This window comes from Ralstonia mannitolilytica, from assembly GCF_000954135.1.
Taxonomy (GTDB): Bacteria; Pseudomonadota; Gammaproteobacteria; order Burkholderiales; family Burkholderiaceae; genus Ralstonia; species Ralstonia mannitolilytica.
In genome coordinates this window covers 261,427-287,208 of record NZ_CP010800.1, presented here as the reverse complement: position 1 = coordinate 287,208, position 25,782 = coordinate 261,427, and the positions used below count along the sequence as shown (strand labels likewise).

Sequence of the window (25,782 nt, the reverse complement as noted above, 5' to 3'; positions counted from 1 at the left end):
TGAGATGCCGCGCCCGCCGATCATTCCGCGCGACACGCTGGTCGAGTACCAGCCTTGGGAGCCGACCGACTTCGTGCGTGAGGCGGAGCGGGCAGCGCTTGAGGCGGCACCGCCCCCGCCCCCGCCCGAGCCGGAAGAGCCGCCCATTTCCGAAGAGGAATGGCAGGCCGCGCTCGATGCCGAACTCGCCAACGCCCGCGACGAGGGCCGGCGCGACGGCTTTGCACAAGGCTTTCAGGATGGCTTTGAGCAGGGCCGCCGCCAGGGCGAAGAAGACGCCAGGCAGATCGCCGCGCTCATGCAATCGGTGCGTGAAGCCGTGGACGAGCTGAACGGCAGCGTGGCCCAGGAACTCGTCGACCTGGCGCTGCAGCTTGCGCAGCAGTTCGTGCGCGGCGCGCTGCATGCGCAGCCCGAGCGCATCCTGCCGCTGGTGCGCGAGGTCCTGGGCGATGCGTCCACCGCACCGGCACCGGCCATGCTGCGCGTGCATGCGGACGATGCAGAGCTGATCCGTCAGACGCTGGGCGCCGAACTGGACGCCGCGGGCTGGACCCTCATCGTGGATGCCGCGATCGAGCGCGGCGGCTGCCGTGTGCAGACCCGCTTTGGCGAAACCGATGCCACGCTGCAGACGCGGTGGGCGGAACTGACCCGCGCGCTCGCCCGCGACACCGCCTGGCTTGCCAGCGAGCGTATCGAAGCCGAACGCGTGGCCGGAGGCGCGCTCCATGTCGCCTGAGACCGTGCAGCCATCGGACCAGCCTGCCGCCAACAACGCCCATGTGCGGCTGTGGCAGACGCATCTGCGCCAGACCGCGCAGCGTGCCCGCCTGGCGCGCCCGGTGGTGACGTGCGGCAAGCTCACGCGCGTGGCGGGGCTCGTCATGGAGGCCGTCGGCCTGAAGCTGCCGGTCGGCAGTGCCTGCCGCGTGGAGTTGCCGCATGGCCGCCACGTGCTGGCCGAAGTGGTCGGGTTTGCCGAAGAGCGCGCCTTTCTGATGCCGCAAACCGATCTGGTGGGCGTGGTGCCCGGCGCGCGCGTTTTCCCGCTGGAGCCGCAGCGCCTGCCCGCAGACGCCGCCGACCCGACGATTTCGCATAGCAAGTTCCTGCCCGTCGGCCCACGCCTGCTCGGCCGCGTGGTCGATGCCAACGGCGAGCCGCTCGATGGCAAGGGGCCGCTCGGCACGCATGAAGAACTCGCCTGGGGTACGCTGAACCCCGCGCCGCTGAACCCGCTCAAGCGCAAGCCGATCGAGCATGTGCTCGACGTGGGCGTGCGCGCCATCAATGGTCTGCTGACCGTTGGCCAGGGCCAGCGCCTGGGCCTGTTTGCCGGCTCCGGCGTGGGCAAGAGCGTGCTGCTGGGCATGATGGCCCGCTACACGCAGGCCGACGTGGTGGTAGTGGGCCTGATCGGCGAGCGCGGCCGCGAAGTGAAGGAATTCATCGACGAGATTCTTGGCGACGAAGGCCTGGCACGTTCAGCCGTGGTGGCTGCGCCGGCCGACACCTCGCCGCTGATGCGCCTGCAGGGCGCCGCTTACGCCCACACGATTGCCGAATACTTCCGCGACCGCGGCTGCAACGTGCTGCTGATCGTCGATTCGCTCACGCGTTATGCGATGGCCCAGCGCGAAATCGCCCTGGCCATCGGCGAGCCGCCGGCCACCAAGGGCTATCCGCCCTCGGCCTTTGCCAAGCTGCCGGCGCTGGTTGAGCGTGCCGGCAACGGCATGGTCGATGCCAACGGCCGCGGCGGCTCCATCACCGCGTTCTACACCGTGCTGGCCGAAGGCGATGACCAGCAGGATCCGATTGCCGATGCGGCGCGCGCCATTCTGGACGGCCACTTCGTGCTCTCGCGCAAGCTGGCGGAGCAGGGCCACTACCCGGCCATCGACATCGAACAGTCGATCAGCCGCGTGATGTCGGCCATCGTGCCGCGCGAGGAGCTCGACGCGGCCCGCCGCTTCAAGCAGCTCTATGCACGCTACCAGCGCAACCGCGACCTGATTGCCGTCGGTGCGTATGCGCGCGGCAGCGACCCGGTCACCGACCAGGCCATCGCCCGCTACCCCGACATGGAAGCCTTCCTGCAGCAGGGCATGTTCGAGAACGAAAGCCGCGAGCACACGCTGCAGAAGATGCTGGGGGTGCTCGCATGAGCCCGGCGCTTGACACTGTGAAGCTGCCAGCGTTGTGCAAGCCCGGGCTCAAGGCCGCGGGCCACCGGCCGATGGATTCATGTCATGGAAAGCAGGAGGTTGAAGGATGACCACTGGAACTGCGCCGTTCCGCCTCGAAACCGTGCTGGAACTGGCCCAAAAGGACACCGAGAAAGCCACCCAGGAAGTCGGGCGCCTGATGAACACGCGCGAGGCCGCCACGCAAAAGCTGGCCCTGCTGGCCGACTATCGCCTGAACTACCACCAGCAGATGCTGGCAACGGCCGAGGGCGGCATCGATGCCACGCGCCTGCGCAACTACGCCGCGTTCATCGATCGGCTCGGCAGCGCGGTGCATCAGCAGAAGGGCACTATCAGCGCGCTGGAGCGCCAGCTTGAAGCGAGCCGCGCGAACTGGCTCGAGAAGCAGCGCCGTGAGCAGTCGTTCGATGTACTGCGGCAGCGCCATCTCGAAGAGCAGCGCCTGCACCAGGAGCGTCGCGCGCAGCGCGAAAACGACGAGCACGCCGCCAAACTGATCCGCATGCGCGCTGCGCAGGGCGGCAACTGAAACTGAATCACCGAACGTGAAGACGGAGTTCCCGTGGGCTTGAGTGCCACCCCCAACGCCGCTGTCAAAGACCTGGGCGCCATGCTTTCGGCCGGCAACGCGCCTGCCGCCAGGGCATCGGCCGCGTCGTCCGGCGCCGATACGTTCGGCAACCTGCTGTCGGATCGCGTGACGCAGGAAGCCGAGCGCCGCCGCGCGACGGCGCAGTCCGCCGCCGATGACGCCGGCCGACGCGCCGATATCGCGCGCAAGGATGCTGCCCGCGCCAACGCTGCGCGTGACGACCAGGATGCCGGACCGGTGGAACGCACCCCGGGCGCGCAGGTTGAAACCACGCCCGCCAGCAGCACCGCTAATGTGCCCAACGCCAAGCCCGCGGCTGCCGAGGATCTCGACACCGCTGCGCAGCAGACCGTTGTCGACCCGGCCGCGCAACTGGCCGCCCAGATCGAAGCCGCCCGCCAGGCCGCGCAGCAGGCAGCTGCCGCGCAGGTGCCGGCGTTGCCCACCGCGGCGCCCTCGGCCAGCGACGCCCATGCCGACGCGATGACGCAGCCGGCAGGCAAACCGGCCACGAACGATGCCGCCACGCTCGCCGCGCTGAACGCGGCTGCCACCAACACGCAAGGCGCGAATACTGACGCAGCGGCGTCCCAGGCGGCGGCACAGGCGCCCAACGATGCCAACGCGAACGCGACGGCCGTGTCCAATGCGCCCACCGCGCCCACTGCTGCATTGCCCGACGGCCATGCGCTCGCACAGACACTGGCCCGCACACGCGCCGTCGGCGACAACACGCCGCCCGGCGTGCGCCAACTGGGCAGCACGTCACAGGCCCAGAACGCAGGCGCCGAACATGGCCTGCCGCGCCGCAGCGACGCAAGCGCGCATGGCGCCGCCGGGTCAACCGCCGCCAGCGTGGCCGATGTCACCAATCGCACCGGCGGTAACGGTACCGGCGCCGACAGCGCAGGCACGCAAGCCGATACATCCGGTGCAGGCGCGCAGTTCGAGGGCATCCTGACGCGCGCCCATGGCGACGCCAGCGCTGCCGCTCCGACCTTTGCCGTCGGCGGTGTGGGCGCCACCGGTGCCGCCGCGGCTGCGTCGATCACGCCGGCGCAAGCGCACGCACTGCCCACCTTTGGCGATGCAGCCTGGCCGCACACGATGGCAAGTCAGCTCGCGTTCATGCAGGTGCACCGCCAGTCCTCGGCGGAACTGCAACTGAACCCGGCCGAGCTGGGCGGTCTGCATGTCAAGCTGGAAGTCGACAACGGGGCGGTGAACGCCAGCTTCGTGTGCCAGCACCAGGCCGTCGCCGAACTTGTGCAAGACGCCATGCCGCGCCTGCGCGATGCCATGCACCAGGGTGGGATGCAACTCGCGCAGACGTCCGTCAGCACGGGAGACTTCAGCCAGCAGCAGGGCGCCTCGCAGGGGTCGTCGGCGCAAGGCAATGGTTCGGGTAACGGGGGCAACGGCAGCCGGTTCGGCAGCGGCGCCACGCCCGAGCGTTCGGACACGGTGGCGACGGTGCCGCGGCGCGCGTCCGCCCACGATGGCGCGATCGATACCTTTGCCTAAAGTTTTACGCGCTCCTGCCGTTACCGCTATGAAGTGCCGTACCAACGGCCGGCCGCAAGGCGACAAAGCAGAAAGAAGGGCGGGAAATCACAACGCGAGCCGGTCGTGCATCCATGGATGAACAGCGGCCGGGAGCGTTGGAAAGAATAACAAGGGGGTCAAGTCCGACCGGCGAAGACGGGATCAAACGGGGATCACTTCGCCACATCCGCCCACGGCGGATGCATAACGGACCGATGCGGTGTGTCCGAGCCGGGGGGCTGGCGCATCGCATGTTTGCCGTACTTACGGGAAAGCGCACTGACAAGGTGCGCTTTTTGTTTTTGCCGGTCGCGTTTTGATGGGTTGACCAAGGGTGGCCTGGTCCGCAAGCTCATGCGCGAGCTTCGGCCGTCTGCAGCGTGGCGGGCGACACCGAGACCACGTGCTCCACGCCGTATCCGCGCTCGACCCACGCATCGATGCCGCCGTGCAGCGGCCGCACGCGCTTGAAGCCGCGGCTCATCAGCGTGCGCGCCAGCATGACGGCAGACGCCTCATTGGGGCACGCGCACTAGACGATGATCTCGCGATCGGGGCCGTCGATCTCGATGGGATGGTCGTTGCTCGACATGTCGTACAGCATCGCACCGGGAATGCGCTGCGGCTGCAGCTGGCGCGAGCTGTCGGCCCGCACGTCGATGATGACCGGCGCGGCGCCCGATTCGATCAGCGCATGCAACTCATCCGGAGAGATGCGCACCATCTCCAGCATCTTGCGAAAACGCCAGCGCTGCAGCCAGCGCACCGCCACGTAGATCGCTGCCAGCACGACGATCAGCACGATCGCACGCGTGCCCAGGATGTCGAGCTGCCGCAGCGCCTGATCGATACTGTCATGCGCGATGCGCCCGAGCATCAGCCAGATCACCGCCCACACCGCCGAGCCGGCCAGGTTGTACAGCGCGAACGTGCTGAACGGCGTGCGCATCGTGCCCAGCAGCGCGGACGACACCGTCGACAGCCCCGGAATGAACTTCGACACCAGCAGCAACGGCGCACCCCAGCGCTCGAACTGCGTGCGCGTGCGCCGCACGCACGAATCGGGCGACAGCGACACGCGGCACAGCAGCGCCATCACATGCCGTCCGTAACGCCTGCCGGCGAAGTACCACAGCCCGTCGCCGAGCAGCGCGCCCGAGACGGCCGCCGGCGCCAGTTCGATCAGGTACAGCGGCCCTTGAAACGTGAGCGCCCCGGCCACCAGCAATGTCGGCACGGCGGGCAGCGGCGCGCCGGCCTGCGTCAGCAGCACATTGAGGAACACGGCAAACGCGCCGTATTCGGCGATCAGGGGGAACAGGTCGTGCATGACGGGGAGGGCGCGCGGCAAAGGCAAGTGCGTCCGCCAAGTTACCGCATTCCGGCGCTGCCCGATAGCCATGTCGCCGTGTCGTGCCGGGTCTCGTGGGGTTGGGACGAATTTGGCGCGACAATGCAGGTTTTCGCGCACCTGCCGATTGTCATGTCTTCTGCACAGCCCTCCGACGTTTCCCCCGCCGCGCACAACGGCGCCATCCGGATCCGCGCCGCCACCACGGCCGATCTGCCCGCCATCGTCGCCATCTACGCGCATCACGTTCGCACCGGCACGGCGAGCTTCGAGATCGATCCGCCCGACGCGGCCGAGATGACGCGCCGCTATCAGACGCTGCACGATGCCGGCATGCCGTACATCGTCGCCGAGGCGGCCGGCGGGGAGGTGCTTGGCTATGCCTACGCCGGCCCTCATCGCGCGCGGCCCGCGTATCGCCACACGGTGGAGGATTCGATCTACCTGCACACCGACGCGCAGGGGCGGGGCGTGGGGACGTTGCTGCTACAGGCGCTCATCGCAGAATGCCAGGCGCGCGGTTTCAAGCAGATGGTGGCCGTCGTGGGCGGCGGCCTTGAGAATGCGGGCTCGGCCAGGCTGCACGCGCGCTGCGGCTTTCGCGAGGTGGGCGTGCTGCAGGCGGTGGGTTACAAGTTCGGGCGCTGGCTCGACTGCCTGCTGATGCAGCGCACGCTGGAAGATCCGCCGCCTAGTCAATGATGTCCGCGCACGCATCCGTCGGCGCGGCGGCCACGTGACCGACCAGCGGCACCATCTTGAGCCCCGCCGAAGCCACGCGGCACGGCGCGGCAACGACACCGCAGCCCGAGAGCAGTGCGGCGCCCAGAACAGTCATGGCCAGGAGGAGGCGTTTCATCGTCGGTCGGTCCAAAGGCGAGCATGAAGCGGCCGGCGAGCGTGCACGGCGCAGAATGTCGCGCAGTGTGACACAGGTGTGCGCCCCCAGCCTGTGTGCGAGTGTCTCCGGACGTTGCGGTCCGTACGCCGCGGTGCCATTGCGCAACGCGAAAAAAACAGCCCGCTCCTCGCGTTCGCGCATCGCACAACGCTGACTTTCAACGAAAAAGTCACATCTTCTGTTTGCGCAAATTCGCGGATGATCCCTTGCCGCAGGCCGCTAAACCAGTGTTGATGCGGGTTTTCCCGCAATTTCACATATCGCAACAATAAATTGCCTGTCGCGACATTTATTGTCGCAACAGGCTCGCCTACGATGGCTTCATCGAATGCGGCGCCGCAGCGAAAAAGTCCGGATACCAGACACTGCCCGACGCGCTGCGCCCCCTCTTGGAGAAGACATCATGAACGCCCAACGCACCCCGATCGTCGCCCTGACCGCCGCCCTGATGGCCCTGGCCAGCGTGCCCGCCCTGGCGGCAGACAAGTTTGACGTGTACACGCAAGGCGCCTCGCAGGTGAGCCAGCGTTTTGACGTGTACTCAGACGGCGCCAAGGCTGGCAGCAAGTTCGACCCGTACACCGAAGGCGCCAAGGTCGGCGACAAGTTCGACCCGTACACCCAGGGCGCCCTGGCCCGCACCGGCAAGTTCGACACCTACACCGAAGGCGCCAAGGCCGGGAGCAAGTTCGATCCGTACACGGAAGGCGCGCTCGCCCGTGCCGGCAAGTTCGACACGTACACCGAAGGTGCCAAGGTCGGTGACAAGTTCAACCCGTACACCGACGGCGCCGTGGCCTGAGCCCGGCTCCTACAGCAAAAACGCCCGCTTCCAGCGGGCGTTTTTGTTTGGCGGCCCGCTTGCATGGTGATTGCGAACCCGGCCGCCCGGGCCGCGTCTGACTACCATCGTAATCAGGACCCCATGATGATCCGTTCACGCCCTGCTATTCGCTTGTTGCCACACATCGCCCTGGCTGTGGCCGCCGCCTTGCTGGCGGGCTGCGCCACCGTCACGCCAGGCCCGTTCCAGATCACCGTGCGTGACGCCGATGACACCGTGCTCGAACGCTTCCAGTTCCAGGCCGGCTCACAGAGCTCGCTGCAGACCGCCCTGATCGGCATGTGTCGGGTCTACCCGGACGCGACCGTCACGGCAGACCAGCTCAATACGCACGAGCGCCTCCAGGAACGCTGCAACCGCTCGTTTGCGTCGATGCTCGCGCCCTCCTGATGTGCGGCTGAAGCGGCTACCATGTCGCCTCATCGGCCGGCGCCGTGCCGGCTGCAAACACCGCATGAACGCGCGCGAGAGGTCACGTGAACCCGCAAGACCCGTCTTCTGAAATCTCCCGGTTTGCCGCGACCCGGCCGCGTCTGCTCACGGCGCTCGCGCTGGGCGCCGTAGCCGGTGCGATGCTGCCCGCGCAAGGCTGGCTGGCACGCATGCTGCTCGGTTGGGATGTCGCCGTGTGGTCGTATCTGATCCTGATTTCGGTGATGATGCTGCGCGCCGATCCGCGCCGCATCCGGGCGGTGGCCCGGCGCGAAGACGAGCGCGCGGCCGCGGTCTTGGCCGTGGTATGTCTTGGCGTGGTCGCCAGCATGGTGGCCATTGCGTTTGAGCTGGCGACGGCAAAGTCAGCGGGGCAGGCGCAGGCGTCGCATTACGCGCTGACCGGCGTGACGGTGGTCGGCGCATGGCTGATGGTGCCGATGATGTTCACCGTGCACTACGCGCATCTGTATTACCGGACGCCGCATCAGCCGCCGCTGCTGTTTCCCGACCGCGAACTTGAGCCGAATTACTGGGACTTTTTGTACTTCTCCTTCACGATCGCCGTTGCCAGCCAGACGGCCGACATCGGTATCCGCTCGCGGGCCATGCGCCGAGCGGTGCTTGGGCAATCACTGCTGTCGTTCTTTTTCAATACGAGCATCCTCGCGCTCTCCATCAACATTGCTGCCGGCCTGTTTTCATGACGATGCTTCCGCCCCACGCCCATACCCGCACCATTGATGCCGTCAGCTACGCGCTGGTGACGGCCATGATTGCGGCGGTGCTATGGCTGCACCTGCTGCCGGCGGCCATTGCGGGCTTCCTGGTGTATTCGCTTGCGCGCAAGCTTGAAGCCCGGCTGCGCGCGCGGCATGCGGTGTCAAAGCGGGCGAAGGCCATCGCGGTGATCGGCGTGGTCCTGATGGCAGCGCTCATCCTCGCCGGGCTGGGCCTTGGAATCGGTCGCCTGGTGGAACACGGGCATGGGCTGGAGGGCATGCTCACGCGTGTGGCCGACGTGCTCGACAACCTGCGGGAATCGCTGCCCGCGGCGGTGGCGGACTATGTGCCGCTGTCGGTGACGGAGCTGCGCACACGCCTGGTCGAGATGCTCAAGGAGCACGGCCACCAGGTATCGACCCTCGGCATCGACGGACTGCGGGCGAGCGCGCTGACGCTCGTGGGCCTCATCCTGGGCGCCATGGTGGCGTGGTCGGACACGCCCGACCCGGCGCGCCACAAGCCGCTTGCGGCCGCGCTGATGACCCGGCTTGCCCGGCTGGCGGAGGCCTTTGACGCCGTAGTCTTTGCGCAGGTGAAAATTTCCGCGCTGAACACTGCGCTCGCGGCGGTCTATCTGCTCGGCGCGGTGCCGCTGTTCGGGCAGCACGTGCCGTATTCCAAGTCGCTGGTCCTGCTGACCTTTGTCGCAGGGCTGATCCCGGTGGCGGGCAACCTGATCTCGAACACCGCCGTGGTGGTGATGAGTGTGACGGCGTCTCTCGAGCTGGCGGTGGCATCGCTGATCTTCCTGGTGGTGGTGCACAAGCTCGAGTACTTCGTGAACGCACGCATCATCGGCAGCCGCATCGATGCGCGGGCCTGGGAGCTGATCCTGGCGCTGATCCTGATGGAGGCGGTGTTTGGCGTGGGCGGCGTGATTGCCGCGCCTGTCTTGTACGCCTACCTGAAGCGCGAGCTGACCGAGGCCGGGCTGATCGGCTGATCCGCACGATAGAGGGTGATGCGCCAGCGCCCCCGCGCTGACGGCATCGGCAGAAAAGGGCGCGCCCTACGGGACGAGGGGCGCGCAATAACCCGCTGACCGAGAGACGTCAGCGAGCCGAGGGTCGGTACACGGGAAGGATGCCGCGGGGGCAGGGCGCATGCCGCTGCCCGTGACATCCACCGCTTCAGAGGTCACGAAGCAGCAGACGACGCGGTCGTCGAGCAAGGCCTGATAGAAGAGGTCTCCCATCGCGTGGCAAAGCGTTCCCGTTAGCAGGATCATCATGGCTCCCCTCCCATGGTGGCCGATGTACGGCATCGTGGCGTGCCGGTCACGGGCTCGGTTTGCGGAGTCCCGTGCGGGCATGTGCGTGCGCAGCGGTTCCGTCTTGGCGTCGGCACTGGCGCATGACGCGTCGTGCAGCGCTCCATGCTGGCGAGTATAGAAAGCGTCTCCTGACGGGCCATGCTCCGAACGGAGTAGCCCCGTGTGCGAAAACGGCTAACAGGCTGGCTGTCTGCCGAGGCAAGCGTGGCGCGGGTTTACAGGCGATCGGTGTGCTGGCGGAGCAGACGGCGTGCGCAGGCCTGACGCTTCTGCTCCGACAATAAATTGTCCGGTTCGCGCTAATCATTGTCGAATGTGCGGTAACGCGCCTGCACCGTTTAGGCGCAAGATTCGAGGTCGCAACGCCTCGTTGCCGTCTCGCTTCCACTCTTCACCGCACATCCATCATGCAAACCACCGCAAACGGCACAGCCGCCTCCGCGCAGGCTGACAAGACCGGCTTTGGCGTGATCGGCGCCATCAGCTTCGCGCACTTCCTCAACGACATGATGCAGTCGTTGATCCTGGCGATCTATCCGCTGCTCAAGAGCAACTTCCAGCTCGACTTCGCCCATATCGGTCTGATCACGCTCGTGTACCAGATCACGGCATCGCTGCTGCAGCCGATGGTCGGGCTGTATACCGACAAGCACCCGAAGCCGTATTCGCTGGCGGTGGGCATGGGCTTCACGCTGGTGGGGCTGCTGCTGATGTCGATGGCGCCCAACTTCGGGATGCTGCTGCTGGCGGCGGCGCTGGTGGGCACGGGTTCGTCGATCTTCCACCCGGAGTCGTCGCGCGTGGCGCGCATGGCGTCGGGCGGGCGGCACGGGCTGGCGCAGTCGCTGTTCCAGGTGGGCGGCAACGTGGGCAGCGCGATGGGGCCGCTGCTGGCCGCGCTCATCATCATGCCGTATGGGCAGCACAGCCTGGCGTGGTTCTCGATTGCGGCGCTCGTCGCCATCTTTGTGCTGTACCACGTGGGCGGCTGGTACAAGCGCGAGCGTGCGGCTGGCCATGGCCGCAAGGCGGGTGCGCGCGCGCATGCGGCCGTGAAGCTGTCGGGCGGGCAGGTGGCGTTTGCGATGACGCTGCTGGTGGTGCTGCTGTTCTCCAAGTACTTCTACCTCGCCAGCCTGAACAGCTATTACACGTTCTACCTGATCACCAAGTTCCAGCTGTCGGCGCAGACGTCGCAGCTGTTCCTGTTCCTCTTCCTGTTCTCGGTGGCGGTGGGCACGATCGTGGGCGGCCCCATCGGCGACCGCGTCGGCCGCAAGCTGGTGATCTGGGTGTCGATCCTGGGTGTGGCGCCGTTCACGCTGCTGCTGCCGTACGCAAACCTGTTCTGGACGGCCGTGCTGACGGTGATCATCGGGCTGGTGCTGGCCTCGGCGTTCTCGGCCATCCTCGTGTATGCGCAGGAGCTGATCCCGGGCAAGGTGGGGATGGTGTCCGGCCTGTTCTTCGGGTTTGCGTTCGGGCTGGGCGGCATTGGCGCGGCCGTGCTCGGCAAGCTGGCCGATGCGACTGACATCTACTACGTCTATCACCTGTGCTCGTTCCTGCCGCTGATCGGCCTGCTGACGGTGTTCCTGCCGGACATCGAGCGCAAGCGCCTGCAGGCCGCCTGAATCCGCACTGAACCTCAGTGGTTGCGCTGCCGCGCATCGGCCAGCAGCGCGATCACTTCACTGTCTTCGGTCTGGTCGAAATTGCGGTAGTACTGGCCGACGGCCTGAAAGCTCGGGTCGGGCGCCGCGATCAGGCAAACGCCGTCATCGACTTCGGCGCGCAGCGCTTGCCATGTGGTGTCGGGCGCGACCGGCACGGCCAGCGCCAGCCGTGCGGGGCGTGCGACCCGTACGGCGCCAAGCGCCGCGCGCACCGTCGCGCCGGTGGCAACGCCATCGTCCGTGACGATGACCGTCGCGCCCGCCAAGGGCGTCGGCGTGACGCCGTAGCGTGCGCGCCGGCGCTCCATCTCGGCCAGCTCCTGCGTCGTCACGGCGTCCAGGTACGCTTGCGTCGGCGCGAGGGTGCGGAGCAGGGCGGTATTCCATTCCACGTGGGGCGGCATCCCGGCGCCGCAGTCTGCCAGCGCCCCGAGCGCCAGTTCCGGCTGCAACGGCGCCCCGAGTTTGCGCACGAGCAGCACGCCGAGCACCGCTTGCACGGCCCGCGCGATCGCGTGGCCGACGGGCACGCCGCCACGGGGCAGCGCCAGCACGACGCGCGGCTCGCCCAGCTTGAGCGAGGCCAGTGCATCGGCCAATTGCCGGCCGGCGTCAAGGCGGTCTCGGAAGGGCGCAGACATGACGGGCGCGGCGTCATGCAAACGCCCGTGCGGATCCGCTGCGTCCCCAGTTGCGCACCCGCAGCGCGGCCAGGATCAGCGCGATGCCCCACACGATGGCCCATGCGCCGATCCACCACAACACGGCCAGCACGCCGGCCTCGGGCCCCCACAGCAGCCAGCCGGCCAGCAGCACGCTGGCGATGCCGCCCAGGATCAGCCACCACTCGCCGGCGAGTTCTTCACGCAGGCGCACTGCCACGACGATCTGCAGTACACCCTGCGCAAGCAGCCATGCGGCGATGTACAGCAACAGGCCCAGCGCCGTCACGGCAGGGTGGATCAGCGTCAGCACACCGACCGCCACGCCAAGGAGCCCCTGCAGCACCAGCGGCCAGCGGTCATGCGATGGTGTGTGGCTGCCAAACGACGTGGCCAGCAGCAGACACCCTTCGACCAGCGCATACGCACCAAACGCCAGCACCAGCGCCGCGAGCGTGGCCGCCGGCACGACAAACGCGCCAACGCCGATCAGCAGCGCACACATGCCGCGCAGCGCGAGCACCCACCACAGCCTGGAAAGCGTATGCAGCATGAATCGCCCCGCGGAAGCCAACCAGAAAGCGACCGCGCGCCGGAGCGCGGCGAGCGATCGCTGGTCTTTCCAAGGTAGAGCAACGGGCTGCCAGGCTCAATCGCGGCGTGCGCAGCGGGTGGAGTGGGCGTCGCAATGCGCCCACGCTGGGTGCGGCGTCAGGCGAGCCGCGCGAGGCCAAGCGCCAACCCGAGCCCGATGAGGATCATGCCGATGATGCGATCCACGGTCCGCTGCCGTGCCACGAGGGAGCGCCGCAACGCGCCAGAGGCAAACACCGTAGCGACCAGCGCAAACCACGCCGCATGCGCCGTCGACATGAACAGCCCATAGCCGAACTGCGCGGCCAGCGGCGTGCCTGGGTGAACCAACTGCGTGTATGTGCTGACGACGAAGAGCGTCGTTTTGGGGTTCAGCGCGTTGGTGAAAAAGCCCAGGCGCAGGGCCGCCACAGTGGATAGCGCACGAGGCGCCGCAGGCCCGGCTGAATTTTCGCCGGGCAAGGGTGCCGTGGCAGACAGCGTCTTCCAGCCGATCCACACCAGATAGGCGGCGCCCACCAGCTTGATGCCATGGAGCAGTGCCGGCGCATGGGCAATCAGCAGCCCCACACCGAACATCGTATAGAACACGTGCACCTGCACGCCGAGCGCAATGCCAAGCGCGCACAGCACGCCGGCACGGCGGCCGTACAGCAGGCTGTTGCGCGTGACCATGGCGAAGTCGGCGCCCGGGCTGATGACGGCCAGAAGTGTGATGACGGCAACGGCAACGAGTTCGGCCATGTTGGGCAGCCTGCGCAGAGTCGGGATGCGCAGATTCTGGCCGCGCCGGTGATCGCTGAAAATCGATTTATGATGCCGTATTTCAGTGATGAAAACTCACAGATGGCACTTCCGCCGCTCAATACCTTGCGTGTGTTCGAAGCCGCCGCGCGGCATGGCAGCTTTGTACGTGCCGCGCAGGAACTGCATGTCACGCATGGAGCTGTCAGCCGCCAGATACGGCTTCTGGAAGACTCGCTGGGCGTGGCGCTGTTCGCGCGGCGCAACCGTGCCGTCTTCCTTACGCCGGCCGGCGAGCAGTTGCGCGCGGCGGCTGCCGATGCGTTCTCGATTCTCACGGATAGCATCGACCGGATCGCGCGCCGCGCGGCGTCTTCCACGCTGGTGGTTTCCTGCGAGCCGACGCTGGCGATGCGCTGGCTGATCCCCCGTCTGTCGCGCTTCCAGGCACGGCACCCGCACGTGCAGGTGCATCTGTTTGCCGCCGGCGGTCCCATTGATTTCAAGCGCACCGGCGTCGACGTGGCGGTGCGCCGCAACGATTTCGCGTGGCCCGCGCATGTGCACGCAGCACCGATCTGCGACGAATGGATCGGCCCCGTGCACGCGCCGTCAACCGACACCGTGGCGCGACGGCGTCTGCTGCATACCGCTACGCGCCCCGACGCCTGGCAGACCTGGTGGCGCGTCAGCGGGCTCGCGCGCCCACGCGGCCGCTTGCCCGAGGCGCGCTATGAACACTTCTACCTGAGTCTGCAGGCGGCCCTGGCTGGGCAGGGCGTTGCGATCGCGTCCAAGCTGATGGCCGGCGACGACCTCAAGGACGGCCGCCTCGTGGCGCCCCAGGGGTTCCGGCGGGACGGTTCCGCATATTGCCTGCTGGCAGACGCACCGATTGCTCCCGACAGCGCTGCCGGCGCCTGGCTGGCGTGGCTGCGCGAGGAAACAGCGGCGACGCTGGCCGCCTAGACTGCCGCGTGGCGGTTTGACCCGCCCAGGATGGCGCGGATGGTCGCGAGATACGACTCGCCCACGGCCCGGTTGAGCGGCCGCGCACGCGTTGCGCGTTTGCGCGGCGGCGGCGTCAGGCTCAGCGTGCGGCACACCTCCGACGCATACGGCCGCCCGCGCCCGCCCATGCGCATCACGACTTCGCACAAGGCTTGATCGCCCAGGCGCTCACGCAGCCATGCCACGGTCTGGCGGTCATACTCGTTTTCGATGCGGATCAGGTCGTCCATGATGGGCTGTACAAATTTACAGTTACTGTAAATATATACAGTTACCCGCGGATTGCAAGGATGCGTTGCACGCGTGCCGCGCCCCTGCAATCGGGGCCCTCAATTGGCGTGATAGCGCCCCTCGTCATCCATCCGCACGCGGCCATCGCGCCCGAGCTCGGCCAAGTGCTGCGAGATCGTGCGCGTCTCGGCGCTCACCACCCACAGGGCCTCGTGGCCCGGCGGATACAGCAGGCGCTGCTCGACCAGTTGCCCCAATGTTTTCGGAGACGAATGCAGCATCGCCAGCAAGCGCTGTTCACGTTCATCGAGCTTGGCGGTGTAGGCGGCGAGGTCGCGCAGGAAATGGTCGCGGTCGGTGTAGATGCCGCGGTGGTGCGACGTCACCCACACCTTGGCCCGAATGTCGGGCAGCCGCTCCAGGCTGCGGCGGAAATCGCGCAGGCTGGAGCAGGCATCGCCGTAATAAGGGCCGAAGCCGGTCAGGTCGATGTCGCCGATAAAGGCCACGCCTTCCGGCTCGACCACCAGGACGGTATGGCCGGCAGTGTGCCCCGGCATGTGGTACGCGCGGATCTGCGCGCGGCCCAGGCCCCACGTGGCGCCATCTGTGTAGCCTTGTGCATCGGGGCGCGGCGCGTAGAAGAAATCCCGCTGGATGTTCGCCAGCATCGCCGGGGCCTGTGCCTCGTCGATGCCGTAGTGGGCGACCATGCCCGCCCAGCTGCGCACTGCAGCCAGGTCGGCTTCGTTCACATGCACGCTGGCGTGCGGAAGGCGATGCAGGCCCGCCATGTGGTCTTCATGCGCGTGGCCCATCACCACCAGTTCCGTCGCGTCGAACTCCGGGCCGATGTGGTTGGAGACGATCGGCGTGTCGAAGGCCGCCAGTGTGTCCGCACCCCGGATGACGACCTGGTTGCCGTCGGGATACTTCCCGCGCTTCTCGCCAAAGAAGACGGACACGCGGCCGAAGTCGGCGCGCTGGATGGCGGTATTCATGGTGCGGCGTCCTGGTGCACGTGCAATCCGTGCATCTTAGACCGTCATGCCGCCATCGACGACGATGCATTCGCCGTTGGTGTAGCTCGCCGCGTCGGAGACGAGATACAGCACCGTGCCGGCCATCTCGCGGGGCTCGGCATGGCGGCGCAGCGGGATCTCGTTGATCCAGCGTTCGTACGTGGCCTTGTCTTCGAACAGAGCACCGGCAAACTTGGTCTTGGTCAGGCCCGGCAGCAGCGCGTTGACGCGGATGCCCAGCGGCCCGCATTCCTTGGCGAAGGCGCGTGTCATGTTGACGACCGCCGCCTTGGTGATGGAGTAGATGCCTTGCTTGTCACCCGGCCGCAGCGCGTTGACCGACGCCGTGTTGACGATCGCACCGCCGCCCTGCGCGCGCATCATCTTGCCGGCCTCGACCGACATGAAGAAATAGCCGCGCACGTTGACCTCCACGGTTTTTTCGTAGGCCGCGAGGTCGGTGTCGAGAATGTGGCCAAAGTAGGGGTTGGCCGCCGCGTTGTTGACCAGGATGTCGAGCCGGCCGTGCGTGTTGCGAATCTGCGCGAAGGCCGCCTCGATGTCTTCCATGCGCCCGACGTGGCAGGCCAGCGCTTCGGCCTTGCCGCCCGATGCGCGGATGCCCTCGGCCACGGCCTCGCAGTCGGCCAGCTTGCGGCTCGAGACGATCACGTAGGCGCCTTGCTGGGCGAGCAGCTTGGCGATTTCTTCGCCAATGCCGCGGCTCGCGCCGGTGACGAGCGCGATTTTTCCGGTCAGATCGAACAGGCTGGTGCTCATGTTGTGCTCCTCCAATGGTGGTCGGGTCGGCCGCCGTTCAGGTGTTCAGCCGTAAGTGTGGAAAGCGCGCCGCTGCGGGTCGTCCAGGTGCGGAATGCCGTTGAACGTGGCAAGCTGGAACGATTCCGCATTGAAGAAGTACTGAGAGACGCTGCTGTTGCGGATCTGCAGGTTGAGCGCGATGGCGCTCGTAGGCGGCGCTTGCAGGACCTGCTGTGCCATCACGGCAATCGGGCCGCCCGAGCTGACGGCAAGCACGCGCTGCCCGCTGCCGCGCTGGATGGCGGCCCGCGCGTCGGCCACGCGCTGCTGGAATGCGGCCCATGTCTCGGGCAGCGGCCCGCGGATCTTGTCGTCCGACCACAGATGCAGCACCTGCTTGAGCGCGCGGTAATGGTCGCGCATCGACCCCGAAGCGAGCTTCGTCAGCTCGGGAAAGTCCTCGCCCAGTGCGGCAAACAGCCCTTGGAAGTCGTATTCGTTCAGGCCGGCATGCTGCTCGTACGCCGTGCCGGCCGCGCCCATGCCGCGCAGGATGCCGTCGACGGTCTGCTCGTGACGGCGCAGCGTCCCGCAGACGATGCGGTCGAATACGATGTCGTGCCGCGCGAAGTACTCGCCGAGCCAGACGCTCTGCTGGTGGCCGAGCTCGGAAAGCTGGTCATAATCGGCCGCGCCGAAGGACGCCTGTCCATGCCGTACGAGATAGAGCTCCGCCATCGCCGTCTGCCAAAACCGAAGGGGATCCAGATTAGCGGCCCCCGCACTATTTTTGAAATTTATTCTTTGAATGACCGGTAATGCATAAAATGAATAGTCCGACGGCCTGAACTGAGACGGGCAGGGCAGCGCCCGGCGTTAGATGTAAACGACCAGACGCGACCGGCCGCCGCGCAGGTCCGATGTGCTATCGTCGCCGCCACCAAAATTTCACAAAAAGCGGGTATGCACGACGTTGTCATCAGCGGGACGGGGCTCTGGGTTGCGCCGGAGGTCATCACCAACGAGGAGCTGGTCGCCTCGTTCAATGCATACGCGCAGCGCTACAACGACGCGCATGCCGCGGCGATTGCAGCAGGAGAGCTGGCGCCGCTGCAACCTTCGTCCGCCGAATTCATCGAGAAGGCCTCGGGCATCCGCCAGCGCTACGTGGTGGAAAAGACCGGCGTGCTGGACCCGGCGCGCATGCGCCCGAAGCTCGCTCCACGCCCGGACGACGTGCTGTCGCTGCAGGCAGAAATTGGCGTGGCCGCCGCCCGCGAGGCGCTGGCCGCTGCCGGGCGCGACGCTGCCGACGTCGACATGCTGATCTGCGCAACGTCGAACTTCCAGCGGCCGTATCCGGCATTGGGCGTGGAAATCCAGAACGGCATTGGCGCGGGCGGCTATGCGTTCGACATGAACGTCGCGTGTTCGTCGGCCACGTTCGGGCTGGAGCAGGCGATCAACGCGGTGCGCAGCGGCACGGCCCGCGCGGCGCTGGTCGTGAGCCCCGAGATCACCTCCGGCCACCTCGACTGGAAAGACCGCGATTGCCATTTCATCTTTGGCGATGTCTGCACGGCCGTGCTGGTGGAACGCGCCCAGGAGACGCGCTCCACCGACGCCTGGCGTGTGCTCGGCACCCAGTGCGCGACGCGCTTTTCCAACAACATCCGCAACAACGCCGGCTACCTCTCACGCAGCGAAGACCGCAACCCCGACGACCGCGACCAGCTCTTCCGCCAGGAGGGCCGCAAGGTCTTCAAGGAAGTCTGCCCGATGGCGGCCGAGCACATCGCCGCGCATCTGCAGGCGCTCGGCCATGCGCCCGCGGATGTGCGGCGCTTCTGGCTGCATCAGGCCAACTTGGCGATGAACCAGCTGATCGGCAAGCGCCTGCTTGGGCACGATGCCTCGGCCGACGAGGCGCCGGTCATTCTGGATGAATTCGCCAACACGGCATCGGCCGGCTCGATCATTGCGTTCCACCGTCATCGCGCCGACTTGAAGACGGGCGACCTGGGCATGATCTGCTCGTTTGGCGCGGGCTATTCGATCGGCAGCGTGGCGGTGCAGAAGCAGTAACGCTCAGCGCGCCGCCGTGGCGCGCAGCGCGGAGGCAAACGTGCGCAGCGCCTTGGTCGCGACCGTGTCGGCCAGCCGCGAATGCAGCACCACGCTGCGCGCAGGCAGCGGCGGCAAGCCCAGCGGCCCCGTCATGTCGACGGTGCCGGGCGGCGCCACCCGGCGGCTCAGCGCCGCGACGGCCAGGCCCGCCGCAGCGGCGGCCCCCACGGTGGCGACCCCGCCGCCGATGAACACCTCCTGCCACGCAATGCCTGCCTGATCGAGCGCGGCCACCGCCATCTGGCGCACGCGGCAGGATTCCGACTGCATGGCGAGCCGGATCGGCTCGCCGGCATGCCGCGTGAAGTCTGGCGCGGCCATCCAGCCGAACGGCTCTTCCATGAGCACATCGCCGTCGGTGCGCCGATTGTCGTGGCGCAGCACGATCGCGGCGTCCAGGCCGCCGTTGTCGAAGGTCTCGAGGATCTCCCAGGAGCTGGCAATGCGGATCTCCAGCGTCAGCGACGGTTCGGCCAACCCCATCTGGCGCAGCAGGCGCGGCAGCTCCGCGCCAACGATGTGGTGGCTGATACCGACCGACAGCCGCCGCCGTTCCACTCCAAACGCCCCAAGCGCGCCTTCGTGCGCTGCGACGAGCTCGCGCGCCGCGCCCAGGAAGGCAGCCCCATCCTGCGAGAGCCGCACCACGCGTGGCGTGCGCTCCAGCAGGCGACGGCCGAGCGCATCCTCCAGCCGCTTGATCTTCAAGCTCACGGCCGATTGTGTGGAGTCCATGGCCTCCGCGGCGCGGGTGAAGCTCTTCAGGTCGGCCGTCAGCACGAAGGCCTGCACGGCCTCCAGATCGAGCATCTTCATCGTTCAATCATTAAGAACTGCAATGACTGAAATATCTTAGGATGGCTTTTTGAAATGAACAATTCGGAGCATGCTGTGCGCATCCTCACCCCGGAGCCCACCATGCCTCTCGTTCAAGTGTCGTTGCGGCGGGGCAAGCCTGCCGCGTATCACCAGGCCATTTTCGACGGCGTCTATCGCGCGATGCGGGAGACGTTCAACGTGCCGGAGGACGACCGCTTCATGACGCTCACCGAGCACGACGCCAGCACCTTCAGCGTCAGCCCAACGTACTTCGGCATCGCGCGCAGCGACGACGTTGTGATCCTCCAGATCACCGCCAACAACACGCGCAATCTTGAGCAGAAGCAGGCGCTCTATCGCCGCATCGTCGAGCTGCTGGGCGACAAGCCTGGCATACGGCCCGAAGACGTCTTCATCAACCTCGTGGAGGTGCTGCCCGAGAACTGGTCGTTCGGCCATGGCCTCGCGCAGTATGCAAAATGACGCCGCGCCAGGCGCTTCTGGCGCACCTGGGCGGCGTGCTATGGGCGGCGGTGCTGATCGTGGGCGCGGCCTTCACGTTGGCGGTGATCGCGGGCGACGTATTGCAGAGGCTCAGTCCTTGAGCGAATTGCCCAGCATGTCGAGCAGGAACTGCGTGCCGCGCTCGCGCGATCCGGCATCGTCGTAGCCGTCGAGGAAGGCGCCTTGCTCGGTCATGACGAGGCGTGTGCCAGCGCCATCGTTGGCGGGCTTCAGCTCGAGCGTGGCGAGTGAGGCGGAGATCTTGCGATCGTCCAGGTGCATCACGTACGAGTAGACGACGCGCTCGTCCGGAATGACGTCGTGGTACGTGGCCTCGAAGCTGGACACCACACCGCTGTCCCACCGGCCCTTGAGCACTTCGCGGCCGCCGGGGCGGGCGTCCATTTCGCGCACGAGCTGCGTGTAGCCGTTGCCGCCGGCAAACCACTTGGCCTTGGCCGACGGGTCGGTGAGCGCCTTGAAGACGCGCGAGCGCGGTGCGTCATACGTGCGCTCCACGGTGAACGTCGCATGCACGACCGAGCGCTGGACGCCATCGGCCAACGGCACGCGCGCGGCTTCGCGCTCCAGCTTGTCCAGCGTCTGCTTCCAGCCTTCGGACGCACCCTTGATCATCATCTCGGCAATCGGAGCCAGCGGCGTGTGGGTCTGCGTGACCTCCATGCGCGTGCCGCCGCAGTCTTCGGCAAACGTGACGACGGTGTGGGCGTTCATCAGCGGGCGGTTGTCGGCGTCCACCACGTTCATGTCGATGACCAGGCGCGCGTTGGGCACGATCTCCAGGAAGTGCCCGCGCGACCAGTGGTCTTGCCCTTCGGGCGAGCGCATGCACACGTCAAACTTGCCGCCCACGCGAAACTCGACCGTCGCATCGGGCACCGTGAAATGCATCGGGCAGAACCAGCGCTTGATGTGTTCAGCGGTGCTCCAGGCCTGGAAGACCCAGTCGCGCGAGACGGGGAAGGTGCGCGACATCACGAGTGGGGGCAGCGCAGTGCCTGCGGGCTGGTCAACGGTCGTCGTCATGCGTGTCTCCTTGGGTCTTGAGTGTTTCGAGGTAAGCGCCCAGGCGGTCGAAGTGCTGCTCCCACTCCAGGCGTCGTTGGTTGATCCACTGCTCAGCGAGGCTCAGCGCCCCGGGTTCGATACGGCACGTGCGCACGCGGCCCACCTTTTCCGATCGCACGAGACCGGAGTTTTCCAGCACCGCCAGGTGTTGCATCACGGCCGGCAGCGAGATGTCGAGCGGCTCGGCCAGCTCGCTCACGGAAGCCGGCCCGCGAACGAGCTGCACCAGCATCGCGCGCCGGTTGCCATCGGCCAGCGCCTGGAAGGCGAGATCGAGAGAAGTGTCATGGTTAAGCATGTTGTTAACTATAGTGGCCCCGGATAGTTAAGCAAGGACTTCATTGTTTGAAGGTTGACGGCGGCATTTACTTCGCATACAAAGTAAAAACTTCGCATACGAAATAATCGATCCGATGGACGGCACGCCGCACACCATTCCCGCCGGAGACGGCTACCCGCTCGGCGCCATGCTCTGGCAGGCGGCCGGAACACCGCAGGGCGTGGTGGTCATGCACCCGGCCACCGGTGTGCCGCAGCGCATCTACCAGGCGTTCGCCACGTTCCTGGCATCGCGCGGCTTTCACGCCATCACGTACGACTACCGAGGCATCGGCGCGTCGCGGCCCAGCAGCCTGCGTCGCTTTGCCGCCCGCATGCGCGACTGGGCGTTGCTCGACGCAGACGGCGTGATGCGCTGGGCGCGGGCGCGGTATCCGCAGCTGCCGCAACTGGCGATCGGGCATTCGGTCGGCGGCCACGCCATCGGCCTGTGCTGTGCGGATTGGGACGTCGCCGGCGTTGTGCAGGTGGCCTCGCATACGGGCAACTCGCGCTTCATCCGCAGCCGGGCGGAGCGCTGGCGTGTCGAGCTCATCCTGCGCGGCGTGGGCCCGCTGTTTGCCCGGCTGATCGGCTATGTGCCCGGCAAGCGCCTGGGCCTGGGCGAAGACCTCCCGGGTGGCGTGGCGATCGAGTGGGGCGCCTGGGCCAGCATGCCGCGCTATTTCTTCGACGACCCGACGCTCGGCGCCATCGGGCGCTTCAACCGCGTCACGCATCCAGTGCTCGTCTACGGCTTTGACGACGACCCCTGGGCCACGCCCGCCGCCATCCATGCGCTCACGATGCACTTCACGAACACCCGGGTCGAGCGCCGGCAGATCGCGCCTGCGCAGGCCGGCGGGCCGGTCGGGCACATGGGCTTCTTCCGCCCGCAGTTTTCCGCCACGCTCTGGCCCGGCCTGGCGGACTGGCTGAGCGAGCGCGCCGCAGCATATCGCGCTGAGGTGCAAGCCGCATGACCGCACCCGATCGCCGCCTCGTCTATCTCATCAACGTCGGGCAGCGCCGCCTGCAGCGCTGGATCCAGACGCGCACCGGCGAGGGCGTGACCGCTGCCCAGTCCGGCCTGCTGTTCTTCCTGGAGAAGAACGACGGAGCGCTGATGCGCGAAGCCGGTGCCGCGCTGGACCTCGGCCCCTCCGCCATGAGCGGCCTCGTGGACCGCACCGCCGACGCCGGCCTCATCGAGCGCCGCCCCGACGCCAGGGACGGCCGCGCGTGGCAGCTCTGGCTCACGCCGGCCGGCCGCGCCGCACTCGTCGAAACGCGCAAGGGCCTGACCGAACTGAACGCGCGCCTGACCGAAGGTTTTACCGACGCCGAGATCGACGTTGTCGCCCGCTGGCTCGCCAGCCTGCAAACCAAGTTCCCCACCGGAGACGAGCAATGACCGAACACATCCAGCGGCAGCACGCCGATGGCATCTTGACCCTCACCCTGGCCCGCGCCGACAAGAAGAACGCCATCACCGATGCGATGTACGGGGCGCTGGCCGACGCGCTGGAGGCGGCCGAGCACAACAGCGCCGTCCGCGTGGTGCTGCTGCGCGCCGAGGGCGACATGTTCTCGGCCGGCAACGACATCGGCGAGTTTGCTTCGATTGCCGTGTCCGCCGGCAGCGGCAGCGGTGAGCGCAACGTCATCCGCTTTCTGCATGCGCTTGCGCGCGCCACGCGCCCGCTGGTGGCGGCGGTGCAGGGGCGTGCGGTGGGCATCGGCACAACGATGCTGCTGCATTGCGACTTCGTGCTGCTGGCCGACGACGCGCAGCTCTCCACGCCGTTCGTCAACCTGGCGCTGGTGCCGGAGGCTGCATCGAGCCTGCTGATGCCGGCGCGCCTTGGTCATGTGCGCGCATTCGAGATGTTCGCCCTGGGCGATGCGGTGAGCGCGCAGTCGGCGCTTGCGTGGGGCCTGGCCAACCGCGTGGTGCCGCTATACCAGCTCGGCACCGAGGCGAGGGCGATTGCCGAGCGACTGGCGCGCCAGCCGCTGGGCGCACTCACCGAAACCAAGCGCCTGATGCGCAACGCCGAGCTGCTCAAGCAGCAGATGGACGCGGAGAGCGCCTGCTTTGCGCGGCGCCTGAAATCGCCCGAGGCGCATGAGGCGTTCCGGGCGTTCGTCGATCGGCGGCCGCCCAATTTCAACGCTGTCGCGCACTGAGCGCGGTGGTGTCTCCTTCGGCAGCCCTGGTCCGGCTGCCTTTTTTGTTTTCACACGGCCAGGCGCCCCTGCGTGGCCGCCGCAGATCGTCGCCTTCACGCCGGCGCTGTCATTCCGGTCGGGGCTCCCCCTCATCGTCTTCCAGCGAGAAACGCCGCGCGGCGCGCGTGCCATTGCGCACCGTCTCGTCGACGACGCCCTTGTGCACGACCTTGTGTCCGGCCGCCGCAGCCACGGTCGGCTGCCCCTGACTGGGCCGGCTGTCGATGCCGGCAATGGGCGAGTCGGGGTCGTCCGGGTGGGCATTGGTGAGCGACGCGTTCGAATAGATGACGTTGTCTTGCCACTGCGATGGGTCCTTGGCGGCTTCCAGGCTCTTGCCGTCGGTATCCACGGTATTGTCGGACGCCTCGGTGCCGGCCGTATCGACCGAGCGGATGCGCTGTGAAGCCTGCTGCACCGGGTCCGTCGGTACCGGGCCGGCGACGTAGGTGCTGTCTGCGGGCAGCGGCGGGCGGGCAGAGCGGAATTTGTCGGAGTGCATGACGGGGCTCCTGAGTGGACGGCGGACGGCTACCGTGCCGCAACGGTCATGCCCGCGCGTATTCAGGGGCGCTTGCGCGTCGCCCGTTTGCCGGCCTCCCGCAGGAAGGCAAGCGCGCGCGGTTCGGTGGCATACGCGCTGTTGATGCGCACCCACGGCGACACCTCCATGTTGGGCCGGAAGTAATGGCCGGGGGCGAGCGTCACACCGTGCTTTTCCGCCATGGCGGCAAGGTCGCGCGAATCGTCGACATGCGGCACGCGCGCCCACAGGAAGTTGCCGCCCGACGGATGGTGAAACACCTCCCAGCCCGCGTCGGCCAGCGCATCGAGCGAGGCGATGACCGAATCCCCCGCGCGCTGGCGCAGCCGTTCGACGTACTTGCGATACGCGCCTCGCTCCAGCAGCGTGGCGACCACGGCTTCGGCAAAGCGCGAACCGCCTACGCTGGTGAGCATCTTCACGTTGGTCAGGTCGTGCACCAGCTCGCGCTTGGCGATCAGGTAGCCGACCGGCAATGACGCCGACACGGTCTTGGAAAAACCGCCCACGTAGATCACGTGCTCCATCTGGTCCAGCGTGGCGAGGCGGGCGGTCGGCTCGGCCTGCAGGTCGGCAAAGATGTCGTCTTCCAGGAACACGAAGCCGTGGCGCCGCGCGAGTTCCAGCAGCCGGAATGCCACCGGCGGCGACACCGTGGAACCGGTGGGGTTCTGCAGCACGCTGTTGATGAAGAACAGCTTGGGGCGATGCTCGCGCAGCATGGCTTCGGCCACCTCGACGTCCGGCCCGTCGGCCTTGCGCGGAATGCCGACCAGCTTCACGCCCAGCAGCCGCAGCAGGCCGAACACGGTGTAGTAGCCGGGGTCTTCCACGAAGACGGTGTCCCCGGGCTTGAGCATGTGGCGGATGACGAGGTCGATGGCCTGGCTCGTGCCCGCGGTGATGAGCACATTGGCGGGCTCGGCGTGGATGCCGAGCTGACGCGCACGCATCATGACCTGGTGGCGTAGCGTGGTGTTGCCAAGCGGCGTGGAGTAGTCGATGACGGCGTGCGTGTCCGTGCGCGAGACCTGGCGGATGGCCTGCGTGAGGCCATCGACGTCGCGCCAGTCGGCCGGCACGAAACCACCGCCGAGCTTGAGCATGCCGTCGGGATAGCTGAACTGCTCGAAGATGTGCTTGGACTCGGCCTCCGCGCGGCGCGGGTCTGACCAGCCCCGTCCGTCGCGCCCGGTCAGCCCGCTTTCGGCCACGTAGAAGCCCGAGCCGTGGCGCGAGTCCAGCAGGCCCAGCGACACGAGCCGGTCATACGCTTCGATCACCGGGAAGCGGCTGATGCCGTACTCTGCCGCCATGTGCCGGATGGACGGCAGCCTGGCGCCGGGCCGGACGTCGTTGTCGCGGATCCACGCCTGCACGCCGGCCACGATCTGGTCGGCGATGGGCACGCCTGTGGTGGCGTCGATCTGGAGTTTCATGGCGGGGGAGGGTTGCCGGAAGCTGCCGAACACATCGGCAAGACTGTTCACAAGTGTTCGCTGCATTGTAA

The 25,782-nt window shown here is 67.2% G+C and carries 30 protein-coding genes and 1 pseudogene; 17 read left to right on the top strand and 14 right to left on the bottom strand.

What is annotated here, in order from left to right; genetic code table 11:
* The first annotated feature begins 4 nt into the window (after positions 1 to 4).
* The 4 genes from fliH to TK49_RS17880 all read left to right on the top strand — a co-directional run bounded on the left by fliH (position 5) and on the right by TK49_RS17880 (position 4,329).
* Positions 5 to 742 carry a flagellar assembly protein FliH gene (fliH, locus tag TK49_RS17895; RefSeq protein ID WP_045218657.1) on the top strand — a complete coding sequence of 246 codons (738 nt, stop codon included), beginning with the start codon at positions 5 to 7 and terminating at the stop codon, positions 740 to 742.
* Complete coding sequence (gene fliI, locus TK49_RS17890) at positions 732 to 2,171, top strand: flagellar protein export ATPase FliI (protein WP_045218656.1); 1,440 nt, start codon at positions 732 to 734, stop codon at positions 2,169 to 2,171. Before fliH ends, fliI begins: the two co-directional genes overlap by 11 nt.
* Before the next feature lie 106 nt (positions 2,172 to 2,277).
* Positions 2,278 to 2,742 carry a flagellar export protein FliJ gene (gene fliJ / locus TK49_RS17885; protein WP_045218654.1) on the top strand — a complete coding sequence of 155 codons (465 nt, stop codon included), beginning with the start codon at positions 2,278 to 2,280 and terminating at the stop codon, positions 2,740 to 2,742.
* Between the two features lie 33 nt (positions 2,743 to 2,775).
* Positions 2,776 to 4,329: a flagellar hook-length control protein FliK gene (locus TK49_RS17880; protein WP_045218652.1), complete on the top strand. Its 1,554-nt coding sequence runs from the start codon at positions 2,776 to 2,778 to the stop codon at positions 4,327 to 4,329.
* Positions 4,330 to 4,702: 373 nt separating this feature from the next.
* Here the strand turns inward: TK49_RS17880 and TK49_RS17875 are convergent.
* Positions 4,703 to 5,680, bottom strand: a pseudogene (locus TK49_RS17875) (DedA family protein/thiosulfate sulfurtransferase GlpE).
* Positions 5,681 to 5,833: 153 nt separating this feature from the next.
* Here TK49_RS17875 and TK49_RS17870 point away from each other — a divergent pair.
* Positions 5,834 to 6,403: a GNAT family N-acetyltransferase gene (locus TK49_RS17870; protein ID WP_045220291.1), complete on the top strand. Its 570-nt coding sequence runs from the start codon at positions 5,834 to 5,836 to the stop codon at positions 6,401 to 6,403.
* Here TK49_RS17870 and TK49_RS24805 read toward each other — a convergent pair.
* A complete protein-coding gene (locus tag TK49_RS24805) occupies positions 6,393 to 6,560 on the bottom strand; it encodes a DUF6726 family protein (protein WP_164491372.1) in 168 nt (55 codons plus the stop codon). The two genes, TK49_RS17870 and TK49_RS24805, sit on opposite strands and share 11 nt — an antisense overlap.
* 445 nt (positions 6,561 to 7,005) lie before the next feature.
* Here TK49_RS24805 and TK49_RS17865 point away from each other — a divergent pair, with 445 nt between their 5' ends.
* The 5 genes from TK49_RS17865 to TK49_RS17840 all read left to right on the top strand — a co-directional run bounded on the left by TK49_RS17865 (position 7,006) and on the right by TK49_RS17840 (position 11,571).
* Positions 7,006 to 7,404: a hypothetical protein gene (locus tag TK49_RS17865; protein WP_045218649.1), complete on the top strand. Its 399-nt coding sequence runs from the start codon at positions 7,006 to 7,008 to the stop codon at positions 7,402 to 7,404.
* A gap of 126 nt (positions 7,405 to 7,530) precedes the next feature.
* A complete protein-coding gene (locus tag TK49_RS17860) occupies positions 7,531 to 7,836 on the top strand; it encodes a hypothetical protein (protein ID WP_045220289.1) in 306 nt (101 codons plus the stop codon).
* Positions 7,837 to 7,922: 86 nt separating this feature from the next.
* Complete coding sequence (locus TK49_RS17855) at positions 7,923 to 8,585, top strand: DUF1345 domain-containing protein (RefSeq protein ID WP_045218648.1); 663 nt, start codon at positions 7,923 to 7,925, stop codon at positions 8,583 to 8,585.
* On the top strand, positions 8,582 to 9,607 hold the full coding sequence (locus TK49_RS17850) for an AI-2E family transporter (protein WP_045218646.1): 1,026 nt from the start codon (positions 8,582 to 8,584) through the stop codon (positions 9,605 to 9,607). The genes TK49_RS17855 and TK49_RS17850 overlap by 4 nt, the downstream gene beginning before the upstream one ends.
* A 737-nt stretch (positions 9,608 to 10,344) precedes the next feature.
* Entirely contained in the window at positions 10,345 to 11,571 is a 1,227-nt protein-coding gene (locus TK49_RS17840; RefSeq protein ID WP_045218644.1) for an MFS transporter, read from the top strand.
* 14 nt (positions 11,572 to 11,585) lie between these two features.
* Here the strand turns inward: TK49_RS17840 and TK49_RS17835 are convergent, their stop codons facing one another.
* The 3 genes from TK49_RS17835 to TK49_RS17825 all read right to left on the bottom strand — a co-directional run bounded on the left by TK49_RS17835 (position 11,586) and on the right by TK49_RS17825 (position 13,613).
* Positions 11,586 to 12,254: a phosphoribosyltransferase gene (locus TK49_RS17835; protein WP_045218641.1), complete on the bottom strand. Its 669-nt coding sequence runs from the start codon at positions 12,252 to 12,254 to the stop codon at positions 11,586 to 11,588.
* Positions 12,255 to 12,267: 13 nt separating this feature from the next.
* A complete protein-coding gene (locus tag TK49_RS17830) occupies positions 12,268 to 12,828 on the bottom strand; it encodes an HdeD family acid-resistance protein (protein ID WP_045218639.1) in 561 nt (186 codons plus the stop codon).
* A 158-nt stretch (positions 12,829 to 12,986) separates the two neighbouring features.
* Positions 12,987 to 13,613, bottom strand: a complete 627-nt coding sequence (locus TK49_RS17825) for a LysE family transporter (RefSeq protein WP_045218637.1) — start codon at positions 13,611 to 13,613, stop codon at positions 12,987 to 12,989.
* A gap of 102 nt (positions 13,614 to 13,715) precedes the next feature.
* On the opposite strand from TK49_RS17825, the gene TK49_RS17820 reads away from it, so the two are divergent.
* On the top strand, positions 13,716 to 14,582 hold the full coding sequence (locus TK49_RS17820; RefSeq protein WP_045220284.1) for a LysR substrate-binding domain-containing protein: 867 nt from the start codon (positions 13,716 to 13,718) through the stop codon (positions 14,580 to 14,582).
* Here TK49_RS17820 and TK49_RS17815 read toward each other — a convergent pair.
* From TK49_RS17815 to TK49_RS17800, 4 genes are all read right to left on the bottom strand, one after another.
* A complete protein-coding gene (locus tag TK49_RS17815; RefSeq protein WP_045218635.1) occupies positions 14,579 to 14,854 on the bottom strand; it encodes a CppA family protein in 276 nt (91 codons plus the stop codon). The two genes, TK49_RS17820 and TK49_RS17815, sit on opposite strands and share 4 nt — an antisense overlap.
* Before the next feature lie 99 nt (positions 14,855 to 14,953).
* Entirely contained in the window at positions 14,954 to 15,856 is a 903-nt protein-coding gene (locus TK49_RS17810) for an MBL fold metallo-hydrolase (RefSeq protein ID WP_045218634.1), read from the bottom strand.
* A 36-nt stretch (positions 15,857 to 15,892) separates the two neighbouring features.
* Positions 15,893 to 16,657 carry an SDR family oxidoreductase gene (locus TK49_RS17805; RefSeq protein WP_045218631.1) on the bottom strand — a complete coding sequence of 255 codons (765 nt, stop codon included), beginning with the start codon at positions 16,655 to 16,657 and terminating at the stop codon, positions 15,893 to 15,895.
* A 45-nt stretch (positions 16,658 to 16,702) separates the two neighbouring features.
* The gene (locus TK49_RS17800) at positions 16,703 to 17,377 is read right to left on the bottom strand and encodes a histidine phosphatase family protein (RefSeq protein WP_045218629.1); all 675 of its coding nucleotides are present in this window, start codon (positions 17,375 to 17,377) and stop codon (positions 16,703 to 16,705) included.
* Positions 17,378 to 17,602: 225 nt separating this feature from the next.
* Here TK49_RS17800 and TK49_RS17795 point away from each other — a divergent pair, with 225 nt between their 5' ends.
* Positions 17,603 to 18,724 (top strand): beta-ketoacyl-ACP synthase III, encoded by a 1,122-nt coding sequence (locus TK49_RS17795; RefSeq protein ID WP_045218626.1) that lies wholly within the window; start codon positions 17,603 to 17,605, stop codon positions 18,722 to 18,724.
* 3 nt (positions 18,725 to 18,727) lie between these two features.
* On the opposite strand, the gene TK49_RS17790 is transcribed toward TK49_RS17795, so the two are convergent.
* Complete coding sequence (locus TK49_RS17790) at positions 18,728 to 19,582, bottom strand: LysR family transcriptional regulator (RefSeq protein WP_045218623.1); 855 nt, start codon at positions 19,580 to 19,582, stop codon at positions 18,728 to 18,730.
* A gap of 102 nt (positions 19,583 to 19,684) precedes the next feature.
* On the opposite strand from TK49_RS17790, the gene TK49_RS17785 reads away from it, so the two are divergent.
* A complete protein-coding gene (locus tag TK49_RS17785; protein WP_045220282.1) occupies positions 19,685 to 20,068 on the top strand; it encodes a tautomerase family protein in 384 nt (127 codons plus the stop codon).
* A complete protein-coding gene (locus TK49_RS25095; RefSeq protein ID WP_257983856.1) occupies positions 20,065 to 20,190 on the top strand; it encodes a hypothetical protein in 126 nt (41 codons plus the stop codon). The genes TK49_RS17785 and TK49_RS25095 overlap by 4 nt, the downstream gene beginning before the upstream one ends.
* On the opposite strand, the gene TK49_RS17780 is transcribed toward TK49_RS25095, so the two are convergent.
* Positions 20,180 to 21,136, bottom strand: a complete 957-nt coding sequence (locus tag TK49_RS17780) for an SRPBCC family protein (RefSeq protein ID WP_045218622.1) — start codon at positions 21,134 to 21,136, stop codon at positions 20,180 to 20,182. The genes TK49_RS25095 and TK49_RS17780 overlap by 11 nt on opposite strands.
* The gene (locus tag TK49_RS17775) at positions 21,120 to 21,476 is read right to left on the bottom strand and encodes an ArsR/SmtB family transcription factor (protein WP_045218620.1); all 357 of its coding nucleotides are present in this window, start codon (positions 21,474 to 21,476) and stop codon (positions 21,120 to 21,122) included. The genes TK49_RS17780 and TK49_RS17775 overlap by 17 nt, the downstream gene beginning before the upstream one ends.
* Before the next feature lie 115 nt (positions 21,477 to 21,591).
* Here TK49_RS17775 and TK49_RS17770 point away from each other — a divergent pair, with 115 nt between their 5' ends.
* The 3 genes from TK49_RS17770 to TK49_RS17760 are packed head-to-tail and all read left to right on the top strand — an operon-like array spanning position 21,592 to position 23,686.
* The gene (locus TK49_RS17770) at positions 21,592 to 22,479 is read left to right on the top strand and encodes an alpha/beta hydrolase family protein (protein WP_045218618.1); all 888 of its coding nucleotides are present in this window, start codon (positions 21,592 to 21,594) and stop codon (positions 22,477 to 22,479) included.
* Entirely contained in the window at positions 22,476 to 22,910 is a 435-nt protein-coding gene (locus tag TK49_RS17765) for a MarR family winged helix-turn-helix transcriptional regulator (protein ID WP_045218616.1), read from the top strand. Before TK49_RS17770 ends, TK49_RS17765 begins: the two co-directional genes overlap by 4 nt.
* Complete coding sequence (locus tag TK49_RS17760; RefSeq protein WP_045218614.1) at positions 22,907 to 23,686, top strand: enoyl-CoA hydratase-related protein; 780 nt, start codon at positions 22,907 to 22,909, stop codon at positions 23,684 to 23,686. The genes TK49_RS17765 and TK49_RS17760 overlap by 4 nt, the downstream gene beginning before the upstream one ends.
* A gap of 109 nt (positions 23,687 to 23,795) precedes the next feature.
* Here TK49_RS17760 and TK49_RS17755 read toward each other — a convergent pair whose 3' ends face one another.
* Together TK49_RS17755 and TK49_RS17750 are read right to left on the bottom strand one after the other, a co-directional pair.
* Positions 23,796 to 24,230: a DUF3005 domain-containing protein gene (locus TK49_RS17755; RefSeq protein ID WP_045218612.1), complete on the bottom strand. Its 435-nt coding sequence runs from the start codon at positions 24,228 to 24,230 to the stop codon at positions 23,796 to 23,798.
* Positions 24,231 to 24,292: 62 nt separating this feature from the next.
* Entirely contained in the window at positions 24,293 to 25,711 is a 1,419-nt protein-coding gene (locus TK49_RS17750; protein WP_045218610.1) for an aminotransferase-like domain-containing protein, read from the bottom strand.
* Between the last annotated feature and the right edge of the window lie 71 nt (positions 25,712 to 25,782).